This is a genomic window from uncultured Methylobacterium sp. (genome assembly GCF_964251405.1).
In the GTDB taxonomy this organism is placed as follows: domain Bacteria; phylum Pseudomonadota; class Alphaproteobacteria; order Rhizobiales; family Beijerinckiaceae; genus Methylobacterium.
In genome coordinates this window covers 19,226-39,696 of the sequence record NZ_CAXUJR010000026.1, presented here as the reverse complement: position 1 = coordinate 39,696, position 20,471 = coordinate 19,226, and the positions used below count along the sequence as shown (strand labels likewise).

At 70.7% G+C, this 20,471-nt stretch carries 23 protein-coding genes; 8 read left to right on the top strand and 15 right to left on the bottom strand.

The genetic code is table 11. The features are described from left to right. The first annotated feature begins 1 nt into the window (after position 1). The 4 genes from coaE to ACFE7U_RS07320 all read left to right on the top strand — a co-directional run bounded on the left by coaE (position 2) and on the right by ACFE7U_RS07320 (position 3,128). Positions 2-541, top strand: a complete 540-nt coding sequence (gene coaE / locus ACFE7U_RS07335; protein WP_375409076.1) for a dephospho-CoA kinase — start codon at positions 2-4, stop codon at positions 539-541. An 11-nt stretch (positions 542-552) separates the two neighbouring features. Next, on the top strand, positions 553-1,275 hold the full coding sequence (gene dnaQ, locus ACFE7U_RS07330; protein ID WP_375409079.1) for a DNA polymerase III subunit epsilon: 723 nt from the start codon (positions 553-555) through the stop codon (positions 1,273-1,275). An 83-nt stretch (positions 1,276-1,358) separates the two neighbouring features. After that, the gene (locus ACFE7U_RS07325) at positions 1,359-1,796 is read left to right on the top strand and encodes a CopG family transcriptional regulator (RefSeq protein WP_375409075.1); all 438 of its coding nucleotides are present in this window, start codon (positions 1,359-1,361) and stop codon (positions 1,794-1,796) included. A 63-nt stretch (positions 1,797-1,859) separates the two neighbouring features. Beyond that, positions 1,860-3,128 carry an alpha/beta hydrolase family esterase gene (locus tag ACFE7U_RS07320; RefSeq protein WP_375409074.1) on the top strand — a complete coding sequence of 423 codons (1,269 nt, stop codon included), beginning with the start codon at positions 1,860-1,862 and terminating at the stop codon, positions 3,126-3,128. Positions 3,129-3,150: 22 nt separating this feature from the next. Here the strand turns inward: ACFE7U_RS07320 and panC are convergent, their stop codons facing one another. The 9 genes from panC to ACFE7U_RS07275 all read right to left on the bottom strand — a co-directional run bounded on the left by panC (position 3,151) and on the right by ACFE7U_RS07275 (position 11,337). Then, positions 3,151-3,999 carry a pantoate--beta-alanine ligase gene (panC, locus tag ACFE7U_RS07315; protein WP_375409078.1) on the bottom strand — a complete coding sequence of 283 codons (849 nt, stop codon included), beginning with the start codon at positions 3,997-3,999 and terminating at the stop codon, positions 3,151-3,153. 139 nt (positions 4,000-4,138) lie between these two features. Continuing rightward, a complete protein-coding gene (locus ACFE7U_RS07310; protein ID WP_375409073.1) occupies positions 4,139-4,531 on the bottom strand; it encodes a hypothetical protein in 393 nt (130 codons plus the stop codon). 88 nt (positions 4,532-4,619) lie between these two features. After that, entirely contained in the window at positions 4,620-6,068 is a 1,449-nt protein-coding gene (locus ACFE7U_RS07305) for a hypothetical protein (RefSeq protein WP_375409072.1), read from the bottom strand. Further along, positions 6,062-6,967, bottom strand: a complete 906-nt coding sequence (locus ACFE7U_RS07300) for a tetratricopeptide repeat protein (RefSeq protein ID WP_375409071.1) — start codon at positions 6,965-6,967, stop codon at positions 6,062-6,064. The genes ACFE7U_RS07305 and ACFE7U_RS07300 overlap by 7 nt, the downstream gene beginning before the upstream one ends. Next, positions 6,967-7,896 carry a VWA domain-containing protein gene (locus ACFE7U_RS07295; RefSeq protein WP_375409070.1) on the bottom strand — a complete coding sequence of 310 codons (930 nt, stop codon included), beginning with the start codon at positions 7,894-7,896 and terminating at the stop codon, positions 6,967-6,969. Before ACFE7U_RS07295 ends, ACFE7U_RS07300 begins: the two co-directional genes overlap by 1 nt. Then, positions 7,893-8,906: a VWA domain-containing protein gene (locus tag ACFE7U_RS07290; RefSeq protein WP_375409069.1), complete on the bottom strand. Its 1,014-nt coding sequence runs from the start codon at positions 8,904-8,906 to the stop codon at positions 7,893-7,895. The genes ACFE7U_RS07295 and ACFE7U_RS07290 overlap by 4 nt, the downstream gene beginning before the upstream one ends. Positions 8,907-8,911: 5 nt before the next feature. Then, positions 8,912-9,376 carry a DUF4381 family protein gene (locus tag ACFE7U_RS07285; RefSeq protein WP_375409068.1) on the bottom strand — a complete coding sequence of 155 codons (465 nt, stop codon included), beginning with the start codon at positions 9,374-9,376 and terminating at the stop codon, positions 8,912-8,914. A gap of 12 nt (positions 9,377-9,388) precedes the next feature. Further along, positions 9,389-10,315 carry a DUF58 domain-containing protein gene (locus ACFE7U_RS07280; protein ID WP_375409067.1) on the bottom strand — a complete coding sequence of 309 codons (927 nt, stop codon included), beginning with the start codon at positions 10,313-10,315 and terminating at the stop codon, positions 9,389-9,391. Positions 10,316-10,323: 8 nt separating this feature from the next. Then, the gene (locus tag ACFE7U_RS07275) at positions 10,324-11,337 is read right to left on the bottom strand and encodes an AAA family ATPase (protein WP_375409066.1); all 1,014 of its coding nucleotides are present in this window, start codon (positions 11,335-11,337) and stop codon (positions 10,324-10,326) included. Between the two features lie 233 nt (positions 11,338-11,570). Here ACFE7U_RS07275 and ACFE7U_RS07270 point away from each other — a divergent pair, with 233 nt between their 5' ends. Further along, complete coding sequence (locus ACFE7U_RS07270) at positions 11,571-12,473, top strand: alpha/beta fold hydrolase (protein WP_375409065.1); 903 nt, start codon at positions 11,571-11,573, stop codon at positions 12,471-12,473. A 100-nt stretch (positions 12,474-12,573) separates the two neighbouring features. Here the strand turns inward: ACFE7U_RS07270 and ACFE7U_RS07265 are convergent, their stop codons facing one another. Next, positions 12,574-13,806 carry an MFS transporter gene (locus tag ACFE7U_RS07265; protein ID WP_375409064.1) on the bottom strand — a complete coding sequence of 411 codons (1,233 nt, stop codon included), beginning with the start codon at positions 13,804-13,806 and terminating at the stop codon, positions 12,574-12,576. 359 nt (positions 13,807-14,165) lie between these two features. Here ACFE7U_RS07265 and ACFE7U_RS07260 point away from each other — a divergent pair, with 359 nt between their 5' ends. Both ACFE7U_RS07260 and ACFE7U_RS07255 read left to right on the top strand, forming a co-directional pair. Continuing rightward, positions 14,166-14,882: an MgtC/SapB family protein gene (locus tag ACFE7U_RS07260; RefSeq protein WP_375409063.1), complete on the top strand. Its 717-nt coding sequence runs from the start codon at positions 14,166-14,168 to the stop codon at positions 14,880-14,882. Between the two features lie 115 nt (positions 14,883-14,997). After that, a complete protein-coding gene (locus tag ACFE7U_RS07255; RefSeq protein ID WP_375409062.1) occupies positions 14,998-15,681 on the top strand; it encodes an SDR family oxidoreductase in 684 nt (227 codons plus the stop codon). A gap of 7 nt (positions 15,682-15,688) precedes the next feature. Here the strand turns inward: ACFE7U_RS07255 and ACFE7U_RS07250 are convergent, their stop codons facing one another. Further along, positions 15,689-16,042 carry a hypothetical protein gene (locus tag ACFE7U_RS07250; protein WP_375409077.1) on the bottom strand — a complete coding sequence of 118 codons (354 nt, stop codon included), beginning with the start codon at positions 16,040-16,042 and terminating at the stop codon, positions 15,689-15,691. 248 nt (positions 16,043-16,290) lie between these two features. Here ACFE7U_RS07250 and ACFE7U_RS07245 point away from each other — a divergent pair, with 248 nt between their 5' ends. Continuing rightward, positions 16,291-17,262 carry an NlpC/P60 family protein gene (locus ACFE7U_RS07245; protein WP_375409061.1) on the top strand — a complete coding sequence of 324 codons (972 nt, stop codon included), beginning with the start codon at positions 16,291-16,293 and terminating at the stop codon, positions 17,260-17,262. Here the strand turns inward: ACFE7U_RS07245 and ACFE7U_RS07240 are convergent. The 4 genes from ACFE7U_RS07240 to ACFE7U_RS07225 all read right to left on the bottom strand — a co-directional run bounded on the left by ACFE7U_RS07240 (position 17,240) and on the right by ACFE7U_RS07225 (position 20,109). After that, the gene (locus ACFE7U_RS07240) at positions 17,240-17,704 is read right to left on the bottom strand and encodes a low molecular weight phosphatase family protein (protein WP_375409060.1); all 465 of its coding nucleotides are present in this window, start codon (positions 17,702-17,704) and stop codon (positions 17,240-17,242) included. The genes ACFE7U_RS07245 and ACFE7U_RS07240 overlap by 23 nt on opposite strands. A 143-nt stretch (positions 17,705-17,847) precedes the next feature. Continuing rightward, entirely contained in the window at positions 17,848-18,342 is a 495-nt protein-coding gene (locus tag ACFE7U_RS07235) for a UPF0262 family protein (RefSeq protein ID WP_375409059.1), read from the bottom strand. A gap of 7 nt (positions 18,343-18,349) precedes the next feature. After that, positions 18,350-19,645, bottom strand: coding sequence for a histidinol dehydrogenase (gene hisD / locus ACFE7U_RS07230; RefSeq protein WP_375409058.1), 1,296 nt, complete (start codon positions 19,643-19,645; stop codon positions 18,350-18,352). After that, on the bottom strand, positions 19,642-20,109 hold the full coding sequence (locus ACFE7U_RS07225) for a DUF2948 family protein (RefSeq protein ID WP_375409057.1): 468 nt from the start codon (positions 20,107-20,109) through the stop codon (positions 19,642-19,644). The genes hisD and ACFE7U_RS07225 overlap by 4 nt, the downstream gene beginning before the upstream one ends. Positions 20,110-20,471 lie beyond the last annotated feature (362 nt).

Genomic DNA, 20,471 nt, shown 5'->3' with positions numbered 1-20,471 from the left:
GATGTTCGCGCGGCGGGGCGTTCCGGTCCACGATTCCGACGCCGCGGTCCATGCCCTCTACGAAGCCGGTGGACAAGCCGGTCCCGGGATCGCCGGGATCGTTCCCGAAGCCGTCCGGGCCGACGGCTCCGTCGATCGGGCGGCCCTTCGTGCCGCAATCCTCGGCCGTCCCGAGCGCCTGGCGGCCCTCGAGGCCGTCGTGCATCCCCTGGTTCAGGCGGAGAGCCGCGCCTTCCTGGCGCGCCACGCCGATGCGGCCCTCGTCGTCCTCGACATCCCCCTCCTCTACGAGACCGGGGCTGAGGCGCGCTGCGATGCGGTGCTCGTCGTCACCGCCGATCCGGCGGTTCAGCGCGCCCGCGTCCTCGCCCGCCCCGGCATGACACCGGAGGCCTTTTGCGCCATCCTCGCCAAGCAGATGCCCGATGCCGAGAAGCGGGCGCGGGCGGACTTCGTCATCGACACCGGGCTTGGCTTCGACCATGCCGAGGGGCAAGTCGACGCGATCGTGAAACGGCTGCGCGATCGAGCGTGGCCTTGATGGGAACCGACATGCTGCGCGAGATCGTCCTCGATACCGAGACCACCGGCACGGATGCGAAGGGCGGCGACCGGCTGATCGAGATCGGCTGCGTCGAGCTTCTCAACCATATCCAGACCGGGGTGAGCTTCCACCGCTACTGCAACCCGATGCGGGCCGTCTCGCAGGGGGCCTTCGCGGTCCATGGTCTCTCGGACGCCTTCCTGTCCGACAAGCCGGCCTTCGCCGACATCGTCGAGGACCTGCGTGCCTTCTGCGGCGACAGCCGCCTCGTCATCCACAACGCGCCCTTCGACGTTGGCTTCTTGAATGCCGAGTACGCCCGTCTCGGAGCCGCGGCTCCGCCGCCGATCGAGCTCGACAGCGTCGTCGACACCCTGCAGCTCGCCCGGCGCAAGCACCCGGGAGCCGCCAACAACCTCGACGCCCTCTGCGCGCGCTACGGCGTCGACACCACCCGCCGCACCAAGCACGGCGCGCTCCTCGACGCCCAGATCCTCGCCGAGGTCTATATGGAGCTTCTGGGCGGCAAGCAGACCACGCTGGGGCTGACCGCCGCCATCGTGGCGGATGCCGGTCCGGTCGCGATCCAGGACGGACCCTCGCGGACCATGCCGCGTCGGGCACGGAGCCGGATCAGCCAGGGCGAGCGCGAGGCCCACGCGGCCTTCTGTGCCACCTTGGGCGGAACGCCGATCTGGAAGGACTACCTGCCGAACGCCGACGCATCCTGATCTTGCACTGCACGATCGGTCATATTGCAATGCATCATTGAGGCGCCATATACCATCCAGCAGGATGGTAAGGGGATGGCGTGATGTTGCAGATCGAGGAACGGGCCGTCGTGGAGGCGAAAGCCCCAGGCCGGCCCGGCGACAGCGAGAAGATCACGATCAATCTCGGCTTCGTCGATCTCGGCCATATCGACCTGCTCGTCTCGGAGGGGGTCTATGCCAACCGCAGCGATTTCATCCGCACCGCCATCCGCAACCAGGCCGAACGCCACGCCGAGGTGACGCGCCAAGCCGTGGCCCGCAACCGGGTCGAACTCGGCCTGCGCCATTTCACCCGGGCCGATCTCGAAGCGGCCCGCGACCGCGGCGAGAGGCTCCATATCCGGGTCCTCGGTCTTGCCAGCATCGCCCCCGACGTCTCGCCCGATCTCGCCTGCGAGACCATCGCGTCCTTGGACGTCCTGGGCAGCCTGCATGCCAGCCCCGCCGTCAAGGCGGCCCTGCACGACCGCCTGCGCTGATCCGCTCCGACGTCTCCTTTCCAATCCATATCGCCGGTCATCGGCATTTTTTGAAAGCTCTCCATGTCCGAATCATCCCACGGGATTCAGGCACGCCTCGCCGAGATGCTGGAAGCCACGCGGCTGACCGGATCCGGGCGCCTGCACGAGGCCACGGCCCTGATCCAGCGCACCCTGGGCGGCGCGACCTCGACTTCGACCTCGAATTCCGCTCAGGTCTCCGAGCCGTACACGATCGACCTGAAGGCCGAACGGATCTCGACCCAGGCTGCGCCGGCCGAGGAACGCGGCTCAGCCCCGCCGTCGGGCATCCCCGGACATGGGGCCGGAACCGGCCGGGCGGCGGGTGTGGCGCCTGTCCTACCGGATCGGATTCGCGAGGTCGTCCAGGGCGTGGTCCAGGGGCTCGGCCGCAACGTCGGGCCGCTGTTCAAGGGCCGTCTGGCGACGCCGCGGGCTCCGGGTTCGGGCGAGTTCGCCGAGCACCATTTCGAGAACGAAGCGGGCGCGCGCTCCTACAAGCTCTACGTGCCGAAGGGGACCGCGCCGAATTCCCCCCTCGTGGTGATGCTTCACGGCTGCTCGCAATCCCCCGACGATTTCGCCGCCGGCACCGCCATGAATGCGCTTGCCGACGAACTCGGCTTCCTCGTGGCCTATCCGGGCCAGTCGGGGCGGGCCAACGGCCAGAAATGCTGGAACTGGTTCGAGCCGCGCGACCAGGGCCGCGACGGCGGCGAGGCTGGGATCATCGCGGGCATCACCAAGGCGGTGATCGCCGAGCACGCTGTCGATCCGCGCCGAGTCTACATCGCGGGCCTCTCGGCGGGGGCGGCGGCGGCTGCCAACATCGCCCACGCATATCCCGATCTCTACGCGGCGGTGGGCATCCATTCGGGCCTGGCGGCCGGCTGCGCCCGCGATCTGTCCTCGGCGATGATGGCGATGAACATGGGAGCGCCCGGCGCCAGCCCGTCCAACGGCTTCGGGGCGCCGACGGACGGCATCCGGGTCCCGACCATCGTCTTCCACGGCGAGGGCGACGGCACCGTGAGCCCGCGCAACGGCGACCAGATCCTGGCCCAGGCCGGCATCGCCCAACTCAAATCCCTGGAGGCGCCGGCCTCCGAGACCAGCCCGGGCGGCCTCGCCTATACCCGCACCCGCTATGCCGATGACCGGGGTCGCGTCCGCGTGGAGAATTGGTCGGTCAAGGGCCTCGGCCATGCTTGGTCGGGTGGCGACGCCAGCGGCAGCTACACCGATCCGCGCGGACCTGACGCGTCGCGCGCCATGCTCGACTTCTTCCTCGCCCATTCGCAGGGCGGCTGACCGCCCCGCCCGAACGGGCCGATCACCCGATCGGCACGACCGGGACGTTGTCGATGAGCCGCGTGCGGCCGAGATAGGCCGCCGCCAGCACCCGGGCCGGCCGCACGACCTCTTCGACCGGCGCCAGGGTCTCGGCGTCGCGAACCGAGAGATATTGCACGACCGAGAATCCCGCCGCTTCGAGTTCCGCGCGGCCCTTCGCGACGGGGCCGGCGCTGGGTTCACCCGCGGCGAGCGCCCCGGCGATGCGCGACAGGGTGGCATGGAGCTGCGGCGCCAGCGCCCGTTCGGCCGGCGTCAGGTAGCGGTTGCGCGACGACAGGGCGAGTCCGTCGGCTTCGCGCAGGGTCGGCACGCCTCGGATCTCCACCGGAACGTCGAGGTCGCGCATGGCGCGGGTGATGACCCGGAGCTGCTGATAATCCTTCTCGCCGAACAGGGCGATGTCGGGTCCGACCTGGTTGACGAGCTTGGCGACCACGGTCGCGACCCCGGCGAAATGCCCGGGCCGGTATTCCCCACACAGCCCCTCCGTGAGGCCCGTTACCTCGATCCGGGTCGAGAAGCCGGCCGGGTACATGGTCTCGACGTCCGGCAGGTAGGCGGCATCCACCCCCGCTTCCGCCAGGAGAGCGAGGTCCGCCTCGACGTCGCGAGGATACCGCGAGAAGTCCTCCGTTGGGCCGAACTGGGTCGGGTTCACGAAGATGCTGACCACCACCCGCCGACCCAGCGCATGCGCCTGCGCCACCAGTGCGAGGTGGCCGGCATGCAGCGCCCCCATCGTCGGCACGAGGACCACGCGCTCGCCCTTCGCCCGCCAGCCGGTGGTGGCGGCCCGCAGGGGACCGATCGCATCGAAGCGGGGCAGATCGGTTGGATGCGACACGGGCAGCTCCAGGCGGACGCGAACGCCTCACCTAAAGCATCGTGCCTAAAACGGGGAACCAGTTTTTGGGACGATGCAGGGCCGACTCGGCGAGCGTCGCATGTTCGGCGCCAACGGCCTCTCAGCGGCAATACGGAAGCACCGGGCGGCCGAACGGATCGTCGATCCCGAGCGCCGGCACGAACCCGTAATAGCTCGGCTTGCCCAGGCCGTAGGTGGAACCGACATAGCTCGGATCGTCGGGCGCGTCGGTGGGGATCGGGACCCGGCGCGGGCGGCAGCCCCTGACGATCCGCCTCGGCCGCTCCACCGCGACCACGTCGCTGTCGCCGCCTTCCCGCGGGAAGTAGCGCGGCAGCGGCGGCGGTCCGAGGTCGTCGAGATCGTCGTAGCCGGGCGGACCGCCGAGCTGTCGCTGCCTGTCGAACAGATCTGCGGCCGGGACCTTTCCCACCATCAGGACCAGCCCCGTCGCGAGGCATCCACCCGCGATTGCCTTCAGCGCCCCGCGCATGCCCGTTCCGCTCTCCGCCGCCCGATCACGCCCCTGGCAACGCACCGGCCTATGCGATCATGGTCAACGGCCGGTTAATTTCACCGGGTCAGGCGGGAGGCCGCATCCGCCCGTCGAGCTCCGCGAGACGGCCGCCGCCCGTCCGGGCCGGGGCCGCGAGCCGGATCGGCCTTCCCAACCTGTCGGCGAGGCCTCGCAGGTCGAGGGGGGCCGGATCGCCTCGGCCGTAGACGGCGTCGTCGAGGGCGGAGAGCCGGGCTGCGATCTCGACGTTCCCGTGCCAGTGGCTCGCGAGGGCCGGCTCTCCCTGAAGGGCGGTTCCGAGGGTGGCGCGGAAAGCGACGGGGTCGCGCGTGTCGGCCGCCAGCCGAAGGGAGCGCCGGGTGGCGCGGTCGAGGCGCAGGCTCCGGGTCCGCCCCTGTCCCCCGAACCCGATCAGCGCGAGGCCGAGACCGAAGGCGAGCAGCCCCGCGGCGCCGATGATCGCGGGCGAGACGGGGGTGGAAGGCTTGGCGTCCTCGTCGCGGTCGGGCAGGCCGCCGCCGATCTGACGAGCCGGAATCTCGGCCTCGCGCATGATTCGCGCGACCGTGTCGAACCATGGGATGACGATGGCGTCGAGCGGGATGATCTCGGGGATGCCGGGGCGCACGTCCCACTGGTAGGTTGCCCGGGCGATCGGACCGCTCGGTGTGATGATGGTCTCGCGGGTGACGGGACCCGCGAAGGTGAGGATGCCGCGGGTGCGCATCACCGGGCGGGGCGGCAGCCCTTCGGCGATCATGCCCTGCGCCTCGATGGTGACGATTCGCCGGGCCGATTCGCCGAGCTTGATCGTCTCCGGGTCCGGACTCCAGGAATCGGTGATCGTCACGTCCTTGGCCGGCAGCCACCACGGCTCCTTCACGTCGGGACCTCCGGTCTCCTTGGTCCAGGCGGCCACCTTCAGCGAGACCGGGGGAGACGGCACGTTCACCACCTGCCTCGTGCCGCCGTCGTTGACGGTGAGGCGGTGGATGAAGGGCTCGATGGTGAAGTCGCCCGGATGGTGGGGGAACACCGCCACCACGCGGTCGAAGGCGATGGCGACCTGGCCGTCCGGCAGGCGGGTCTTGGTCCAGAGGTCGCGGCCGAGCTGCGTCCAGCTGAAATTGGCCAGCGAGGGCTGCACCACCTCCTCGAGCAGGATCTGCTGGCGATAGACGCCGTGGATGCGCAGCAGCACCATCTCGCGCGAGAACGGCGCGGCATTGCCGTTGCGCTCGGGTGTGACGGTGAGGGTGAGATCGCTGGGGGAGATCTCGGCGCGGGCGGGAGGGGCGAGGAGAAGGACCACAGACAGGAGGATGCCGGACCACGTGGCGCTCCTCCCCCACAGATCTCGGGCTTGCCCGAGATCTGCACTCAGGATGCCCAAGTCGGGCAGGCCCGACTTGGGTGCGGGGAGGAATTGGAGGCCGGTGGAACCATCCCCACCCTCGGTCCCTCCCCGCAAGGCGGAGGGACGATTGCGGAACCGGACCACGCCGCTCACCATGGGTTGCTCCCCGCCGGCACCGCCGTGCCAGCCTCGATGCGCAGCGCCTGCTCCGCCTTGAGGCGAAGCTTGAGGTAGCGGCCGGGATCGTCCGGCAGGGTCTGGAGCCAGAGGCGGTCGGGGCGGATCTCGTGGGCCTCGAAGCTCTTCGTCACCCGCCGCACCTCCTTCTCGGGAGCGGCGGCCACCATTGCCGAACCGGCCCCGGTACGGCCGCGCCCCGCTGCGTCGCTGGCCGAGCCGCGCGCCTCGCCCTTGCCGGAATCCACCGATGCCTGCTCGGCCTTGCCGCGGCGGGCGACCTTGCTGTTGCCGGGCGTCGAGGAGGTCGTTCCGCCCTCCTTGTTGCCGGCCAGCCCCTCGCCGCTCGACGTCGCCTTGGTGTCGTCGTTCGGGTCCTGGTTGGCGGTCTTGTTGTAGCGCGAGCCGGTGGTGGCGGTGGCGTTGGCGACGCCGCCGCCCTTGCCGGGATCGCGCTCGTCCTCGACGAGGCGGGCGATCAGGGAGCGGTTGGCCTGCGCGTCGGCATCGCGCGGGTTGTAGCTCAGGGCCTCGTCATAGGCCGCGATCGCCCCTTCGAGGTCGCCGGAGCGGGCGAGCGCATTGCCGAGGTTGTACGCGCCACGCTTGGCCCCCTTGCGGAAGATCTCGGCGGCCTCGGCGTAGCGGCCGGCCTCGTAGAGGGCCGGGCCGCGCCAAGCCGGATCGATGAGGATCGCCGCGGCGGCATCGGGCAGCCCGACGCCCATCAGGAGCCGGCCGGCGGCGTTGCGCGGCTGCGAGACCAGGACGAGGCCGACGAGGCCGGCTCCCGCCAGGACGAGGCCAAGGAGTCGCAGCCAGAAGCTCCAGTCCCGTGGCAGGGGAAACGGCCGGGGCAGCCTGTCGGCGAGCAGCATCAGGCGCTCCTTCGAAACAGGACGAGAGCGGGCAGCAGCGCCAGCAGGATGAGCCAGCGACCGACTTCCGAGAAGGCAAGGACGCTGTAGCCGCCCGACGCGAGATGCTGGGCGGTGCTCGCACCGAGCCGATCGAGCAGCGCGGCGAGGTCGCCCATGTCGGCGGCGATCCCGCCGCCCGCCGTGACGAGGCGGTCAAGGGAGGCACGGTCGGGCTTGGGCGCGCCGGCCGGAAGGCTTTTCGTCGCCGGTACGAAGACCGCGCTCAACGACCAGCCCTTGGCCCGGATGGCGCCGGCCTCCCGCATCGCCGCGTCGCCGACGCCGTCGCCGTCGGTGATCAGCACCACGTCGCCCGCGATGACGCCGGCTTCCTCCAGGGTGCGCCGCGCCATGGCGAGCCCGCGCTCGGGATGGGTGCCGCGGTCGGGCACCGTGTCGGCGTCGATGGCGAACAGGGTCGCGCCGAGCGCGTCGCGATCGGTGGTCGGCGGGATCGCCAGGTAGGCATCCCCCGCATAGACGATCACGGCGACGCTGCGGGTGCCGGCGGCTTCGGCGGCGGCCTGCGCGATCTGGCGGGCGTCCTTGAAGGCACCGCCTTCCGCCACGGAACGGGAGACGTCGAGGACGATCACCGTGGCGTCGAGGTTGCGGAAGGCGGTGGCGTCCAGCCGCTCGAAGGCGGGACCCGCGAGTGCCAGGGCGATCAGGCTCGCGGTGAGCGCGGCGACGAGATTGGCCTGCCGGCGCCCGCCGAGCACCGCGCCGCGTCGCGCCAGCATCGCCATCAGGGCGGGGTCGACGGCCTTGGCCCAGTCGCCGAGCGGCGCCGAGCGCCAGGCGGCACGAAGCGCCAGCAGGGCCACCAGCGGCAGGGCCGCCAGCCACCACGGCCTCAGCAGCGCGAAGGCGTCGAGCCCGCTCATGCCCCTCGCCTCGCCGCCAGCAGCCCCGCCGCGCACAGGAATGCGAAGGCGGCCGGCCACGGCCACAGGTCGCGCCGCAGCGGCACCGGTGGTGCCTTGGCGCGACCGCCCTCGAGGTCGTCGATGGCGTCGGCCACGGCGATGAGGTCGTCGGTGGTCTTCACCCGGAAGGCCTTGCCGCCGCTGATCTCCGCCACTTCGCGCAGGGTCTCGGTATCGACCACGTCCTGCTCGCCATCCGCATTCGCGAGATCACGCGGGCCGAGCGCCAGGGTGTGGACCTTGACCCCGAGTTCGCGGGCGAGGCCCGCGACGTCGCGCGGGGTGGTCTGGCCGGCATTGTTGGCGCCGTCCGTCATCAGCACCACCACCTTCGAGGTGGCGGGCGGCACCCCCTCCCCTCCGTCGGTCGTTGAAGGCGCCAGGCGCTTCAGCGCGAGGCCGAGGCCGTCGCCGATGCCGGTGGAGCGCCCGACGAGACCGATCGTGGCGTCGTCCAGCGCCCGGGCCACGGTGGCGGTGTCGAAGCTCGGGCTCGCCGCGACGTAGGATTCGTTGGCGAAGATCACGAGGCCGATGCGGTCGCCGGCCCGGCGCCGGATGAAGTCGGTACCGACGCGCTTGACCGCCGCGAGCCGCGTCACGGTCTCGCCGTCCAGCGCGAAGTCGCGCCGTTCCATGCTGCCCGACAGGTCCATCACCAGCATGATCTCCCGGCCCGAGGCCGGGAGCGCGGTCGCCGGAAGCACCAGGCGGGGACCCGCCACCGCGGCGACGAGGCCGATCCAGAGCGCCCAGGTCAGGAACGTCCTGGCCCGGCCGCGCGCCGCGACGCTGTCGCCCCGGGCAGCGTCGGCCACCAGGGAGGCCGGTACCCGCAGGGCGCCGCTGGAGCCGACGCGCTCGGACGGCATCAGGCGTGCCGCGAGCCAGGGCAGCGGCAGGAGCAGCAGCGCGTAGGGGCTGGCGAGGTCGAAGGCCGAGGCGAAGGCGGTGATCCAGGCCGGCATCGGCGTCAGGCCTTGATCTGCGTGAACAGGCGGCCGAGCTCGGCATCGATCGCCGCCGGGTCGGCCGCCTCGCGCCGGTACAGGCCCTCACCCAGCACCCGGCCGGCGCCGCGACTGAAATAGGTGGTCGTGAACAGACGGTCGAGGACGGCCGACCACGCCTCGCCCTTCGCGTCGGCGGCGGCATCGCCCTGGAGCGTGCGCACGAGGCGACGCAGCAATCGAGCCTGCGCGACGAGCCGTGCTTGCGGAGGAAGCTGTCGCGTCGCGGCCAGTTCGTTCAACGCGGACCGTCGGACGCTGGCCCTCGCGCGGCGCTGCCACCACCGCACCAGCCCGACGAGGAGGGCGGCGAGGAAGCCCAGCGCCACCGCGAGCGCGATCTCGCCTTGCAGCCCCCCCGCCGATCCGGCCGGCAGGTGGAGGCCGCGCAACTGCTCGAGGCCGGCGGGGACAGGTCCTTGCGTCACGGCTGCCCGCCTTCAGAGAACCGCATCGAGCCGCTCCATCAGGGGCGCGTAGGCTTCCGGCCCCGCCTCGACGTCGAGGCGCAGGCCCTCGATGCCGCGCCGCGCGAACTCGGCCAGCCGCTCGTCGATGCCGGGCATCGCGGCCTTGTCCGAGCGGGCGGCCTGGACGGTGCCGCGGCGTCCGTCGGATGTCGCGAAGGGATAGAAGCCGGGCGGGCGGCTGCGCTCGAAGGCGTCGCTGACCAGGATCAGGCGGATCGACAGGCGCTCGGCCAGCACCGTGAGGAGCCGGTCGAAATCCTCCCCCGGCGCATCGAGCGCGCTGCCGATGACGAGGTGGCCGCCAGAGGGCAGCAGGCTCTGGGCGAGGGTGAGGAGCGGCGTCAGCGCAGCGTCCTTGGCCTGCGCGAGGTCCAGCGCCGCGGCATGGGCCTGCGCCAGCGCGCCCGTCACCGCCGTCATCGCGCGCTCGCCGCCGGCCGGGCGCACCACGACGGGCTCTGCGCCTGACGCGACCACCAGTCCGACGCGGCCGCCGTCGCCGACGATGCGCCAGCCGAGCAGCACCAGAGCCTCGGCGGCGGCCACCGAGCGCAAGGCCCGGCGCGTGCCGAACAGCATCGAGGGCCGGAAGTCGGCGAGCAGCACCACGGCGCGGTCGCGCTCGTCGTGGTGGGTGCGCACGTGCAGGATGCCGGTCCGCGCCGTGGCGTTGCGGTCGATGTGGCGGCGGTCGTCGCCCTCCGACCACAGTCTCACGTCGTCGGGTTCCGAGCCGCGCCCGCGGCGCCGCGTGACGATGCCGCCCGGCAGGCCCGCGAGGGTGCGCGTCGCCGGCGAGACGCCGCGGCGGGCGAGGTGGCGCAGGCCCATCAGGACCTCGCCGGACAGGTGGATGCCGGGGCCGTCGAGGGCGTCTGGTGCGGTGGTTGACGCCATGATGCGTGTCAGAGCGCCCGCACCCGCTGGACCAGACCCTGGATGATCTTTCGCGAAGTCTGTCCTTCGGCGGCCGCCCGCCACGTCAGGCCGATGCGGTGGGCCAGCGCGTCGGCGGCGAGATCCGCCACATCCTCGGGGATGACGTGGTCGCGCCCGTGCAGGTAGGCGCGGGCCTTGCCCGCGAGCATCAGGGCGAGCGTCCCGCGCGGGGAGGCCGGGTGCTCGATCGCCGCGCGCAGATCGGGTGCGGCGGAATCGGTCCGGGTGCCGGCCACAAGACGCACGAGATAGTCCTTCAGGGCCGGCGAGACGTAGACCTCGAGCGCCGCCGCGCGGGCCGCCCGGATCTCCTCGACCGAGAGCCTGACCGGCATCGCCTCGGCATGATGGTTCAGCTCACCCTCGACGAGGTCGAGGATGCGGCGCTCGGAGGCCTCGTCGGGCATCTCCACCACCACGTGGAGGAGGAATCGGTCGAGCTGTGCCTCGGGCAGCGGGAAGGTGCCGGCATGCTCGATGGGGTTCTGGGTCGCCACCACCATGAACGGGTCGGGCAGGGGATGGGTGATGCCCGCCACCGTGATCTGCCCCTCGGCCATCGCCTCGAGCAGGGCGGACTGAACCTTGGGCGGGGCGCGGTTGACCTCGTCAACGAGGATCAGCGAATGGAACAGCGGCCCGGCCAGGAATTCGAAATTGCCGGCATCCTGCCGCCACACCGTCGTGCCGGTGAGATCGGCGGGCATGAGGTCCGGCGTGCACTGGACGCGGGCGAAGCTGCCGTCGAGCCCGTCGGAGAGCCGCTTGACCGCACGGGTCTTGGCGAGCCCCGGCGCGCCCTCGATGAGGAGGTGGCCGCCGGTGAGGAGCCCGATCAGCAGGCGCTCGACGAGGCCGGTGCAGCCGATGAGCCCGTGTTCGAGGCCGTCGCGCAGCGCGAGGATGCGGGCACGCAGGGCGTCGTCCACCGCGGGGCGAGCCGGTGCGCTCGGGCGTTCGGCCAGGGCGGCGCCGCTCATGAGCGCGACCCTGATGGCCGGTCCGTCTGCTTTCCCGGAACGGTGTCCCGCATGACAAGCGTCTCCTCGACAACGGGTTCTTAGTCGACCCTCAAGATCAAAGGGTTTGCCCGTCGCCTGGGGCTTCCGTCAATCCCGCTTGCGCGCGATCGAAGCGTGCCGGGCAATTTGCTTGACGAGCGGGATCGATGCCGTCCGCCAACGCTTGATCCGGGTGCGATCCGGCCGGGGAGATGGGAATGGACGCGGACCTGTTTCCGGGCTTTGCCGCCCGCTGGATCGACACGGCGGATGGCCGTGCCTTCGCCCGCGTCGGCGGCCCGGAGGAGGCGCCGCCCCTCCTGCTGCTGCACGGCTTCCCCCAGACCCATGCGTGCTGGCACCGCGTCGCCCCGGCGCTGGCCGAGACCCACCACGTCGTCTGCCTCGACCTCAAGGGCTATGGCTGGTCGCAGGCCCCGGCGGGCGATCCCGCGCACCGGGCCTATTGCAAACGCACCCTCGCCCGCGAGGTCGTGGAGGTCATGGAACGCCTCGGCCATGTCCATTTCAGCCTCGCGGGGCACGACCGCGGCGCCCGCGTCGGCTATCGCCTGGCACTCGACGAGCCGGGTCGGATCGCGCGCCTCGCGCTCATCGACATCCTGCCGACGATCGTCCAGTGGGAGCGGATCGAGGCGAAACCCGACCGCTTCTCGCACTGGCGGTTCCTGGCCGGCGAGGGAGCCGAGGCCGAGATCGGCCGCGATCCAATCGCGTATTACGAAGGCCTTCTGCGCGACTGGAGCGGGACCGGGAACCTCGACGCTTTCGATCCCCGCGCCCTCCACCTCTACCGGCAGAGCTGGAACGAACCCTCGCGCATCCATGCGTCCTGCGAAGATTACCGCGCCGGCGCCACCTGCGACCGCCTGGACGATATCCACGACCTCGCGGCCGCCAAGACCATCACCTGCCCGGTCATGATCCTGACCGGCGACGGCTACCTCGATCAGACCAGCGAGACGGCGCTCGCTGCCTGGCAGCGCACTTTCGCGCCAAGTGCCGTCGGAGCGCAGATCTCGTCCGGCCATTTCCTCGCCGAGGAGAACCCGGCCGCGACCCTCGACGCCCTGACCGGATTCCTGAGCGCCTGAAGCCTCGCTGCTTGTCGCGGGACCGGGCCAGGCAACGTTTCGGGCTTCCGGGGATCGGCCTTCCGGGGATCTGCCTTCCAGGATGACCATGCGGGTCGGATCAGGCAAACACCGCGCGGCGGCGTGAGCGCAGCAACATGAGCAGCACGATGGCGACATTCAGTGCGTTCCACGCCAGCCCATTCAGAAAGGCGACCTTGTACGACCCGGTCATGTCGAAGATCACGCCGGAGATCCAACCGCCGAACGACATGCCGAGCAAGGAGACCATGATCACCGTGCCGACGCGCGTTGCCGCTTCCGCCGCAGGCATCGTCTCGCGAACGATGATGGCATAGCTCGGCACGATTCCTCCCTGGAACAGGCCGAACACCGCGGAGACCGCATAGAGCGGCGCGAGGCCGTCGAAGAACAGATACAGTGTGAGCGCGAAGGCTTGCGCCACCGAGCCGATCAGCAATGTCGCGAACCCGCCGATCCGGTCGGCCAAGAATCCCGACCCGATCCGGCTGACGATGCCGAAGGCCAGCATCAGCGACAGCATTTCCGCTCCGCGCGCGACGCCGTAACCGAGATCGCCGCAATAGGCGACGATATGCACCTGCGGCACCGCCATGGCCGTGCAGCAGGCAAAGCTCGCGATCGAGAGTACCGCCGTCAGAGCGTTGGGGCTGAGTTCGGTCTCGACGCTCGGGCGGCCCACGGCGCCGAGCGAGCGCTTCTGCGAGCTGCCGATGCTCGACCGGAGAATGAGAACGAGCCCCGTCATCGCGGCTCCGCTCAGGATGCCGAGGGCGATGTGCGTTGCCTGCCAGCCATAAAGGGCTGTGCTCCGCTCGATGAGCGGAGGCCAGAGGGCGCCGGAGAGGTAGTAGCCGCTGGCGGCGATCCCCACCGCGATCCCGCGGCGGCGCACGAACCAGTGCGACGCTTCCGCCATCAACGGCGCGAAGGTCGCCGATGCCCCCAGTCCGATGAAAAGATGCGCCGCCGAGAATTGCCACAGGGCCGTCGACACACCGGCGCCGAGAAAGCCGAACAGCAGAAACAGAATGCCCATCCCCATCGCCGGAATGATGCCGAGGCGGTCCGTCAGGCGGCCGATCACGACGCCGCCGAGGCCGAATCCGATCATCGCCAAGGTGTATGCGAGCGATGCAGCGCCGCGCGTGCCGCCGAGTTCGGCCTGCACCTTCGGCAGCACCACCACGACCGACCACAGGCCGACGCTGCCGACCGTGCCTATTGCGAGGGCGATCAGCAATCGCCGCCATGCCGCGGCCGAGTCGGGCACGAATGGCGGAACGCTCCGTCCGGGGGCCGCCGATGTCATCAAAGTGGCGTCCCGCCGGCAGGGCGTTGGAGTTCGACACGCATCCGCATGCAGGAGATCCTTATGCGGGAGTGCCTCATGCAGAAGATCCTTCGGGACGCCGGTCGTTCGCAGGATCGCGGAGTGGAACTGCGCTTCGCTGATCCGCCCAGCGTATCAGGGCTTGGGCGTCATGCCTTTGCCGCCCCGGCAACTCTTCGCGAGGGCCGGACCGAGCCCGACGCGCGCGACGGTGGCGACGAGGATCGTCCTCATGATGTTCGATCCTGCGTCCGGGATGCCCCGGCCCGTGCGCAAGCTTGGCCTTTGTTCTAACGAAACGTCATGGTGACGTCACCCGGACCCGTGAAGGAGGCACCATGCCGAGCCTGATGCCCTCTCCCCTTCCCGAAACCCTGTCCTCCGCGATCAGCCTCATCGTCGCCTTCGCGCTCGGCACCCTGATCGGCGCCGAGCGCCAGTATCGCCAGCGAACGGCGGGCCTGCGCACCAACGTCCTCGTGGCTCTCGGTTCGGCCGCCTTCGTCGATCTCGGCATGCGCCTCGACGGCGCCAAGGGAGCCGTGAGCACGGTCGCCTACGTCATCTCCGGCGTCGGCTTCCTGGGGGCCGGCGTGATCATGAAGGAGGGCATGAACGTGCGCGGCCTCAACACCGCCGCCACGCTCTGGTGCTCGGCGGCCGTCGGCGCCTTCGCCGGTGCCGACCTGCCCATCGAGGCTTGCCTCGTCACCGCTGCCGTGCTCGCCGGCAACACCCTGCTGCGGCCCCTCGTCAACGCCATCAACCGCGTCCCCATCGACGAGAGCCAGACCGAGGCGACCTACGAGGTCCAGATCACGGTCGCCGCCGAGGGCGCCGGCCCTGCCCGCGACCTCCTGGTCGAGCGCCTGGAGGCGGCCCATTACCCCGTCGGCGGGATCGAGGTGGTAGAGCGCGGCGAGGACACCGTGGAGGTGATCGCCACCCTCGTGTCGACGGCGGTGGAGGCCACCGAACTCGACGCCGTGGTGGCCGACCTCGGGAAAACGCGAGGCATCTGCCACGCAACGTGGTCGGTGCAGACGGCGGACTGAACGCGGTGTGCGAACGCACCGCTCCCGGGCGATGCGGGATTGCCGATCGCGGCCCTGCGCCCGACCTCCTTCGTCGGTGCCGGCCCTTGAATCCGGCTTCGAAAGGATCCTCACCATGGCAGCCGAGAAGAATGCGCTCATCGTCGGAGCCTCGCGCGGGCTGGGACTCGGGCTCGTCGAGACCTTCCTACAACGCGGCTGGCGGGTCACCGCGACCCAGCGCTCGGACTCGCCGGGCCTCAAGGCCCTCGCCTCCCCGGCGCTGACAGTCGAGACCGCCGACATCGACGACGATGCCGCCGTCTCCGCCCTGCACGACCGGCTCGGCGGTCAACGCTACGACCTGATCTTCGTCGTCGCCGGCGTCGCCACGCAGGCGCACGACCCCCTGCACGCGGTGCCGCGCGACGTCGCCGCTCAGGTCTACCTCACCAATGCGGTCAGCCCGATCCGCCTCGCGGAAGCGTTTCGCGATCGCTTGGCCGCCGACGGACTCATCGCCGTCATGAGCTCCATCCTCGGCAGCGTCGGGCTCAACGAGAGCGGCGGTTGGGAGAACTACCGGGCCAGCAAGGCGGCCCTGAACACGCTCGCGCGCAGCTTCGAGATCCGCCACCGCGACGAGGGATTCGGCGTGGCGCTGATCCATCCGGGCTGGGTCCGCACGGAGATGGGCGGACCGGACGCCGACATCGACGTCGCCACCAGCGTCGCCGGCATGGCCGACGTGATCGAGGGACATCTCGGACAGAAGGGGTGCGTGTACCTCGACTACACCGGCGCGACGCTGGCCTGGTAGGGTCCCGTCAGCGCCGGGGTTCCAGCGGGCGTCCCCGGCGTTCGACGATGACCGGCGGGCGCGTGCGGCGCTCGACGATGACCGTGCGCGGCGGCCGGTTCGGGCTGCCGGTGCTGAGGATACGCTCCTGCTGACGCTCGGGCTTCGACCTGGCCGCCGCCACCACGTGCGGACGGATCTCGTCCAGGGGCAAGCCGATCAGCCCGGCGGCGATCTCGACCTGCTGCTCGACGTCGTCGGCGAGGTCCTGGGCTGCAGCCACGGCTTCGGGGATCGTCGGCGGCTCGCGGCGAACGCGAATCGGCGGAAGATCCTGGAAGGATTTCGGGGTCTTCTTCACGGCGCGGCTCACGGTCGTCATCCAGCGGAATATACTACAGCGCACCGATGTGTGCATTGCACCCAACGCGGCCCGCCCCGCGCGGTAAGCGTGCATCCAGGCCGTCTGACCGCATTTCGATCAGCGCCCGCCTCTCATCGCCCTGTGGCCGGGCAATCCGCCCGCCGATGACGCAGCATCGGGCAGGATTCCGCGTCGTCATGCCGCGTGCCGACGAAGGCGGCGACCGCGGTTGCCGGGTCTTCATCAAGCGTCGATAGTCTGGCGCGATGCAACCGGATCTCATCTCGACCACCGATCGCCGCCTCCTGCCCGCGCGGCCCGACCTCGCCGATCACCGCCTGCGCGGCCAGGTCGAGGCGGCCCGCTACGTCGAGGGCGAGCCGCGGCGCGTCATCGCCGGGTCCGCTCCCCTGCGTCGCGGACCGGGACGGGATGCCGCCCTCGACACCGAGGCGCAGATGGGCGACCCGGCCACGGTCTACGAGGACTGGGAAGGCTTCTCCTTCGTGCAGCTCGGGACCGACGGCTATGTCGGCTATCTGCCGAGCGCGGCGCTCGGTGCGATCGATCCCGCGCCGACCCACCGGGTCGTGGCACTCAGGACCTTCGCCTACCCGGCTCCCGACATGAAGCAGCCGATCCTGGGCCATCTCGGCCTCGGCTCCACCGTCGCGGTGGCGGGTCGCGAGGGAGCCTATCTCAGGCTCGCCGGCGGGATCTCGTCGGACGGCATCCTCATCCGCGAGGCGTACCTCTTCGCCGACCATTGCGCGCCGATCGATCGCACCGAACCCGATTTCGCCGGCACGGCCGAGCGCCTCGCCGGCACCCCCTATCTCTGGGGCGGGCGCACCAGCCTCGGCCTCGATTGCTCGGGTCTGGTCCAGCTCTGCCTCGCTGCCGCCGGCCTCGCCGCCCCTCGGGATGCCGACCAGCAGGAGGCGGCGCTCGGGAGCCCCCTCCCCCACGATCTCTCCGCCCTGCGGCGGGGCGACCTCGTGTTCTGGCGCGGCCATGTCGGGATGATGCTGGATGCGCGCACCCTCATCCACGCCAACGGCCATCACATGGCGGTGGTCTCCGAGCCCCTCGACGTGGCCGTGGCCCGCATCCTGGAGAAGAGCTTCGGCCCGGTGACCTCGCTGCGCCGGATCGGTCGACCGCGGGAGGACCGCGTTGCCCAGCCGTCGGGCGGGCGTGATGGAAGGTCCGGGTTCACCCCTTCAGCCGCATCTTGATCCGGTAGACCAGCCCGTCGCGCACGTCGCGATAGGCATCGAGGCGCTGGTCGCGGGAGGCTTCCTGCAGGATCGTCGGGTCCGCGGTCGGCCAGTATTCCACATCGACGGCGTTGGTGCGGGTGAGCTCCAGCGCCGCGTGGTGGGCTTCGGGCGCCAGGGTGATGATGAGGTCGAAGTTCAGGCCCTCCCACTCCTCGAGCTGCTCGAGGGTGCGGGGTTTGTGGCGCGAGGCGTCGATGCCGATCTCGTCCAGGGCCGCCACCATGAACGGGTCGGCGGGCTCGCCGGTCCGGACCCCGGCCGACTGCACATAGGTCGACTTGCCGAAATAGGCCCTCGCGATCGCCTCGGCCGCCAGCGAGCGCACGGCGTTGTAGTTGCACATGAACAGCACCGACTGCACGCGCTTCTTCTTGCCCGGGCCGCCCTCCTCCGCCATGCGCTGACTGCCTCGGGTCTCGATGGAGGGGACAGGCTATTCAAGCCTCCGACCCCGACGGTTGATGGGGGTGCGAAGCGCGACTGCGCGCCGCCACGCGTGTGGCGGGTGCCCTCGACCGTGTGCGGTCGAGGGCCGTTCATTCAAGCCTTCCAGTGCAGGGCGAAGACCAGGGTGAACAGTCGCCGCGCCGTGTCGTGGTCGAGGTCGACCTTGCCTTCGAGCCGTTGCTTGAGGAGGTCCGAGGCCTCGTTGTGAAGGCCGCGCCGTCCCATGTCGATCGCCTCGATCTGGGTCGGCGACGCGGTCTTGATGGCGTTGAAGTAGCTCTCGCAGATCATCTCGTAGTCGCGGATCACCCGCCTGAACGGGGTCAGCGACAGGAGGTGGGTCATCACCGGCTCGCCGCCCTCGTGGCGAATGGCAAACGAGAGCTTGTTCTCGACGAGGCCGAGATTGAGCGCGTAGGGCCCCTCGCGTCCGGGAATCGAGAAGTGGTTCTCCTCCAGGATGTCGAAGATCGCGATGGCGCGCTCGTGCTCCTGGTCGGGATTGCCGCGGCCGATCGAATCGTCGTCGAGGGTCACCGCGGCGAGGCGGTTGGCGCCCTTGCTGGCGTCCTTTGTCTGGTCCGGCATCGCCGCCTCACAGGTTCAGGCGGATGGCGACGGAACGGGCATGGCCGTCGAGGCCTTCCGACCGCCCCAGCGCGATGGCCGCGGGACCGAGCGCCCTCAGCGCGGCGGCGTCGCAGCGCAGCAGGGTCGTGCGCTTCATGAAGTCGAGGACGCCGAGCCCCGACGAGAACCGCGCCGAGCGCGCCGTGGGCAGCACGTGGTTGGGGCCGCCGACGTAATCGCCGATGGCCTCGGGCGTGTGGCTGCCGAGGAAGATCGCGCCGGCATTGCGGATCCTGCCCGCCAGGGTCTCGGCGTCCAGCGTCTCGATCTCAAGGTGTTCCGGGGCCAGGCGATCGACGAGCGGGATCGCCTCCTCGAAATCCGAGACGAGGACGATGGCGCCGTAATCGCGCCAGCTCGCGCGGGCGATGTCGGCCCGCGGCAGGGTGGCGAGCGCGCGTTCCACCGCGTCCTCGACCTCAGCGGCGAGGGAGGGCGAATCGGTGATCAGGATGGCCTGGGCCGCAACGTCGTGCTCGGCCTGGGCGAGGAGGTCGGCCGCCACCCAGTCGGGGTTGGCATGCGCATCGGCGAGGATCAGCACCTCGGAGGGGCCGGCGATCATGTCGATCCCGACCTGCCCGAACACGCGGCGCTTGGCCGCCGCCACCCAGGCATTGCCCGGCCCGACGATCTTGGCCACCGGCGCGATGGTCGAAGTCCCGTAGGCCAGAGCCGCCACGGCCTGGGCACCGCCGACCCGGTAGATCTCGTCGACGCCCGCGAGCCTGGCCGCGGCCAGCACCAGCGGGTTCATCTGCCCTTCCGGCATCGGCACCACCATGACGACGCGGGGCACCCCCGCCACACGGGCCGGAATCGCGTTCATCAGGACGGAGGACGGATAGCTCGCGGTGCCGCCGGGTACGTAGAGCCCCACCGATTCGAGGGCGGTCCAGCGCCAGCCCGACATGACGCCGAGATCGTCGGTGGAGCGGTGATCCTCCGGTACCTGCCGGCGGTGGAAGACCTCGATCCGGGCCGCGGCGAGCGCCAGGGCGTCGAGGGCGTCGGCCGGGCAGGCGGCGATGGCGGCCTCGACCTCCTCCTCCGTCACCCGCAAGGTGGACACCGAGAAACCCTCGCCGACCCGGTCGAAGCGGCGGGTGTAATCGACGAGGGCCTCGTCCCCGCCCGCCGCGACGCCCGCGATGATGCCGCGCACGGTCTCGTCGACGTCCTCGGAAATCTCGCGCTTGACGCTGAGCAGGCGCTGGAAGTCTTGCCCGAAGCCCGCGTCCCGGGAGTCCAGGCGGATCATGCGCCGCGTCCTTCGATGACGGCGCGGCCGGCCTCGGCGGCCGCGTGGTCGGGTCGCCCTTCCGCCTCCCAGACCGGCCCGAGGTCCTTCATCCGGACCTCGATGCATTCGAGGTCGAGCTGGATCGCGGCGCCCCCGGCGAAGACCAGCGTGGCGGTGCCCGAGGGTGCGTCGCCCGGCTCGAAGGTGACCGCCAGAAGGTCGAGGCTGGCATCGGACTCGGCACCGGGCGTCAGCCTGCGGCACCTCACCGCCAGCACCCGCTCGAAATGCACGCCGGTCAGCCTGCGACGCGGCGCTTCGCCCTCCTCCGCCGACCAGTCGAACCGGCGGGCGACCAGCACGAAGCGATGCGAGGGCGCGAGGTAGGCGAGATCGCCTGCCTTGAGGATCGCGTCCTGGAGGTGGGCCGAGATGACCGCGAGGTCTTCGGCATCGAGGGCGGCGAGCTTGAGAAGCTCCATGGCGGGGTGTCGCGCTTCCGGTTGACGCCTCTGAAGGTCGAATGGCGCCGAAGGGGCTTGAAGAGTGGCATGGTAGGTAGCGAGGCTGCCCGCCTACGGCAACCGTCAAGGCTCGCGTCGGGGTTCCGTGCCCTCCGCTCGCCCAGTGGGCGTCAGCCGGCATTCACCTCGTCCCCGCTACGGAAGACGGCACATCGATAGCCATCAATCCCTGGAGACGATCGTGAAGCGCATCATCCTCGCGGCCGTGACCGCCCTGACCCTCGGCACCACCGTGACCGCCCAGGCCCAGTATGGCCGCGGATACGACGATGACCGGCCCCGCCGGTACGAAGAGCGTCGTTACGACGACGATCGCTACG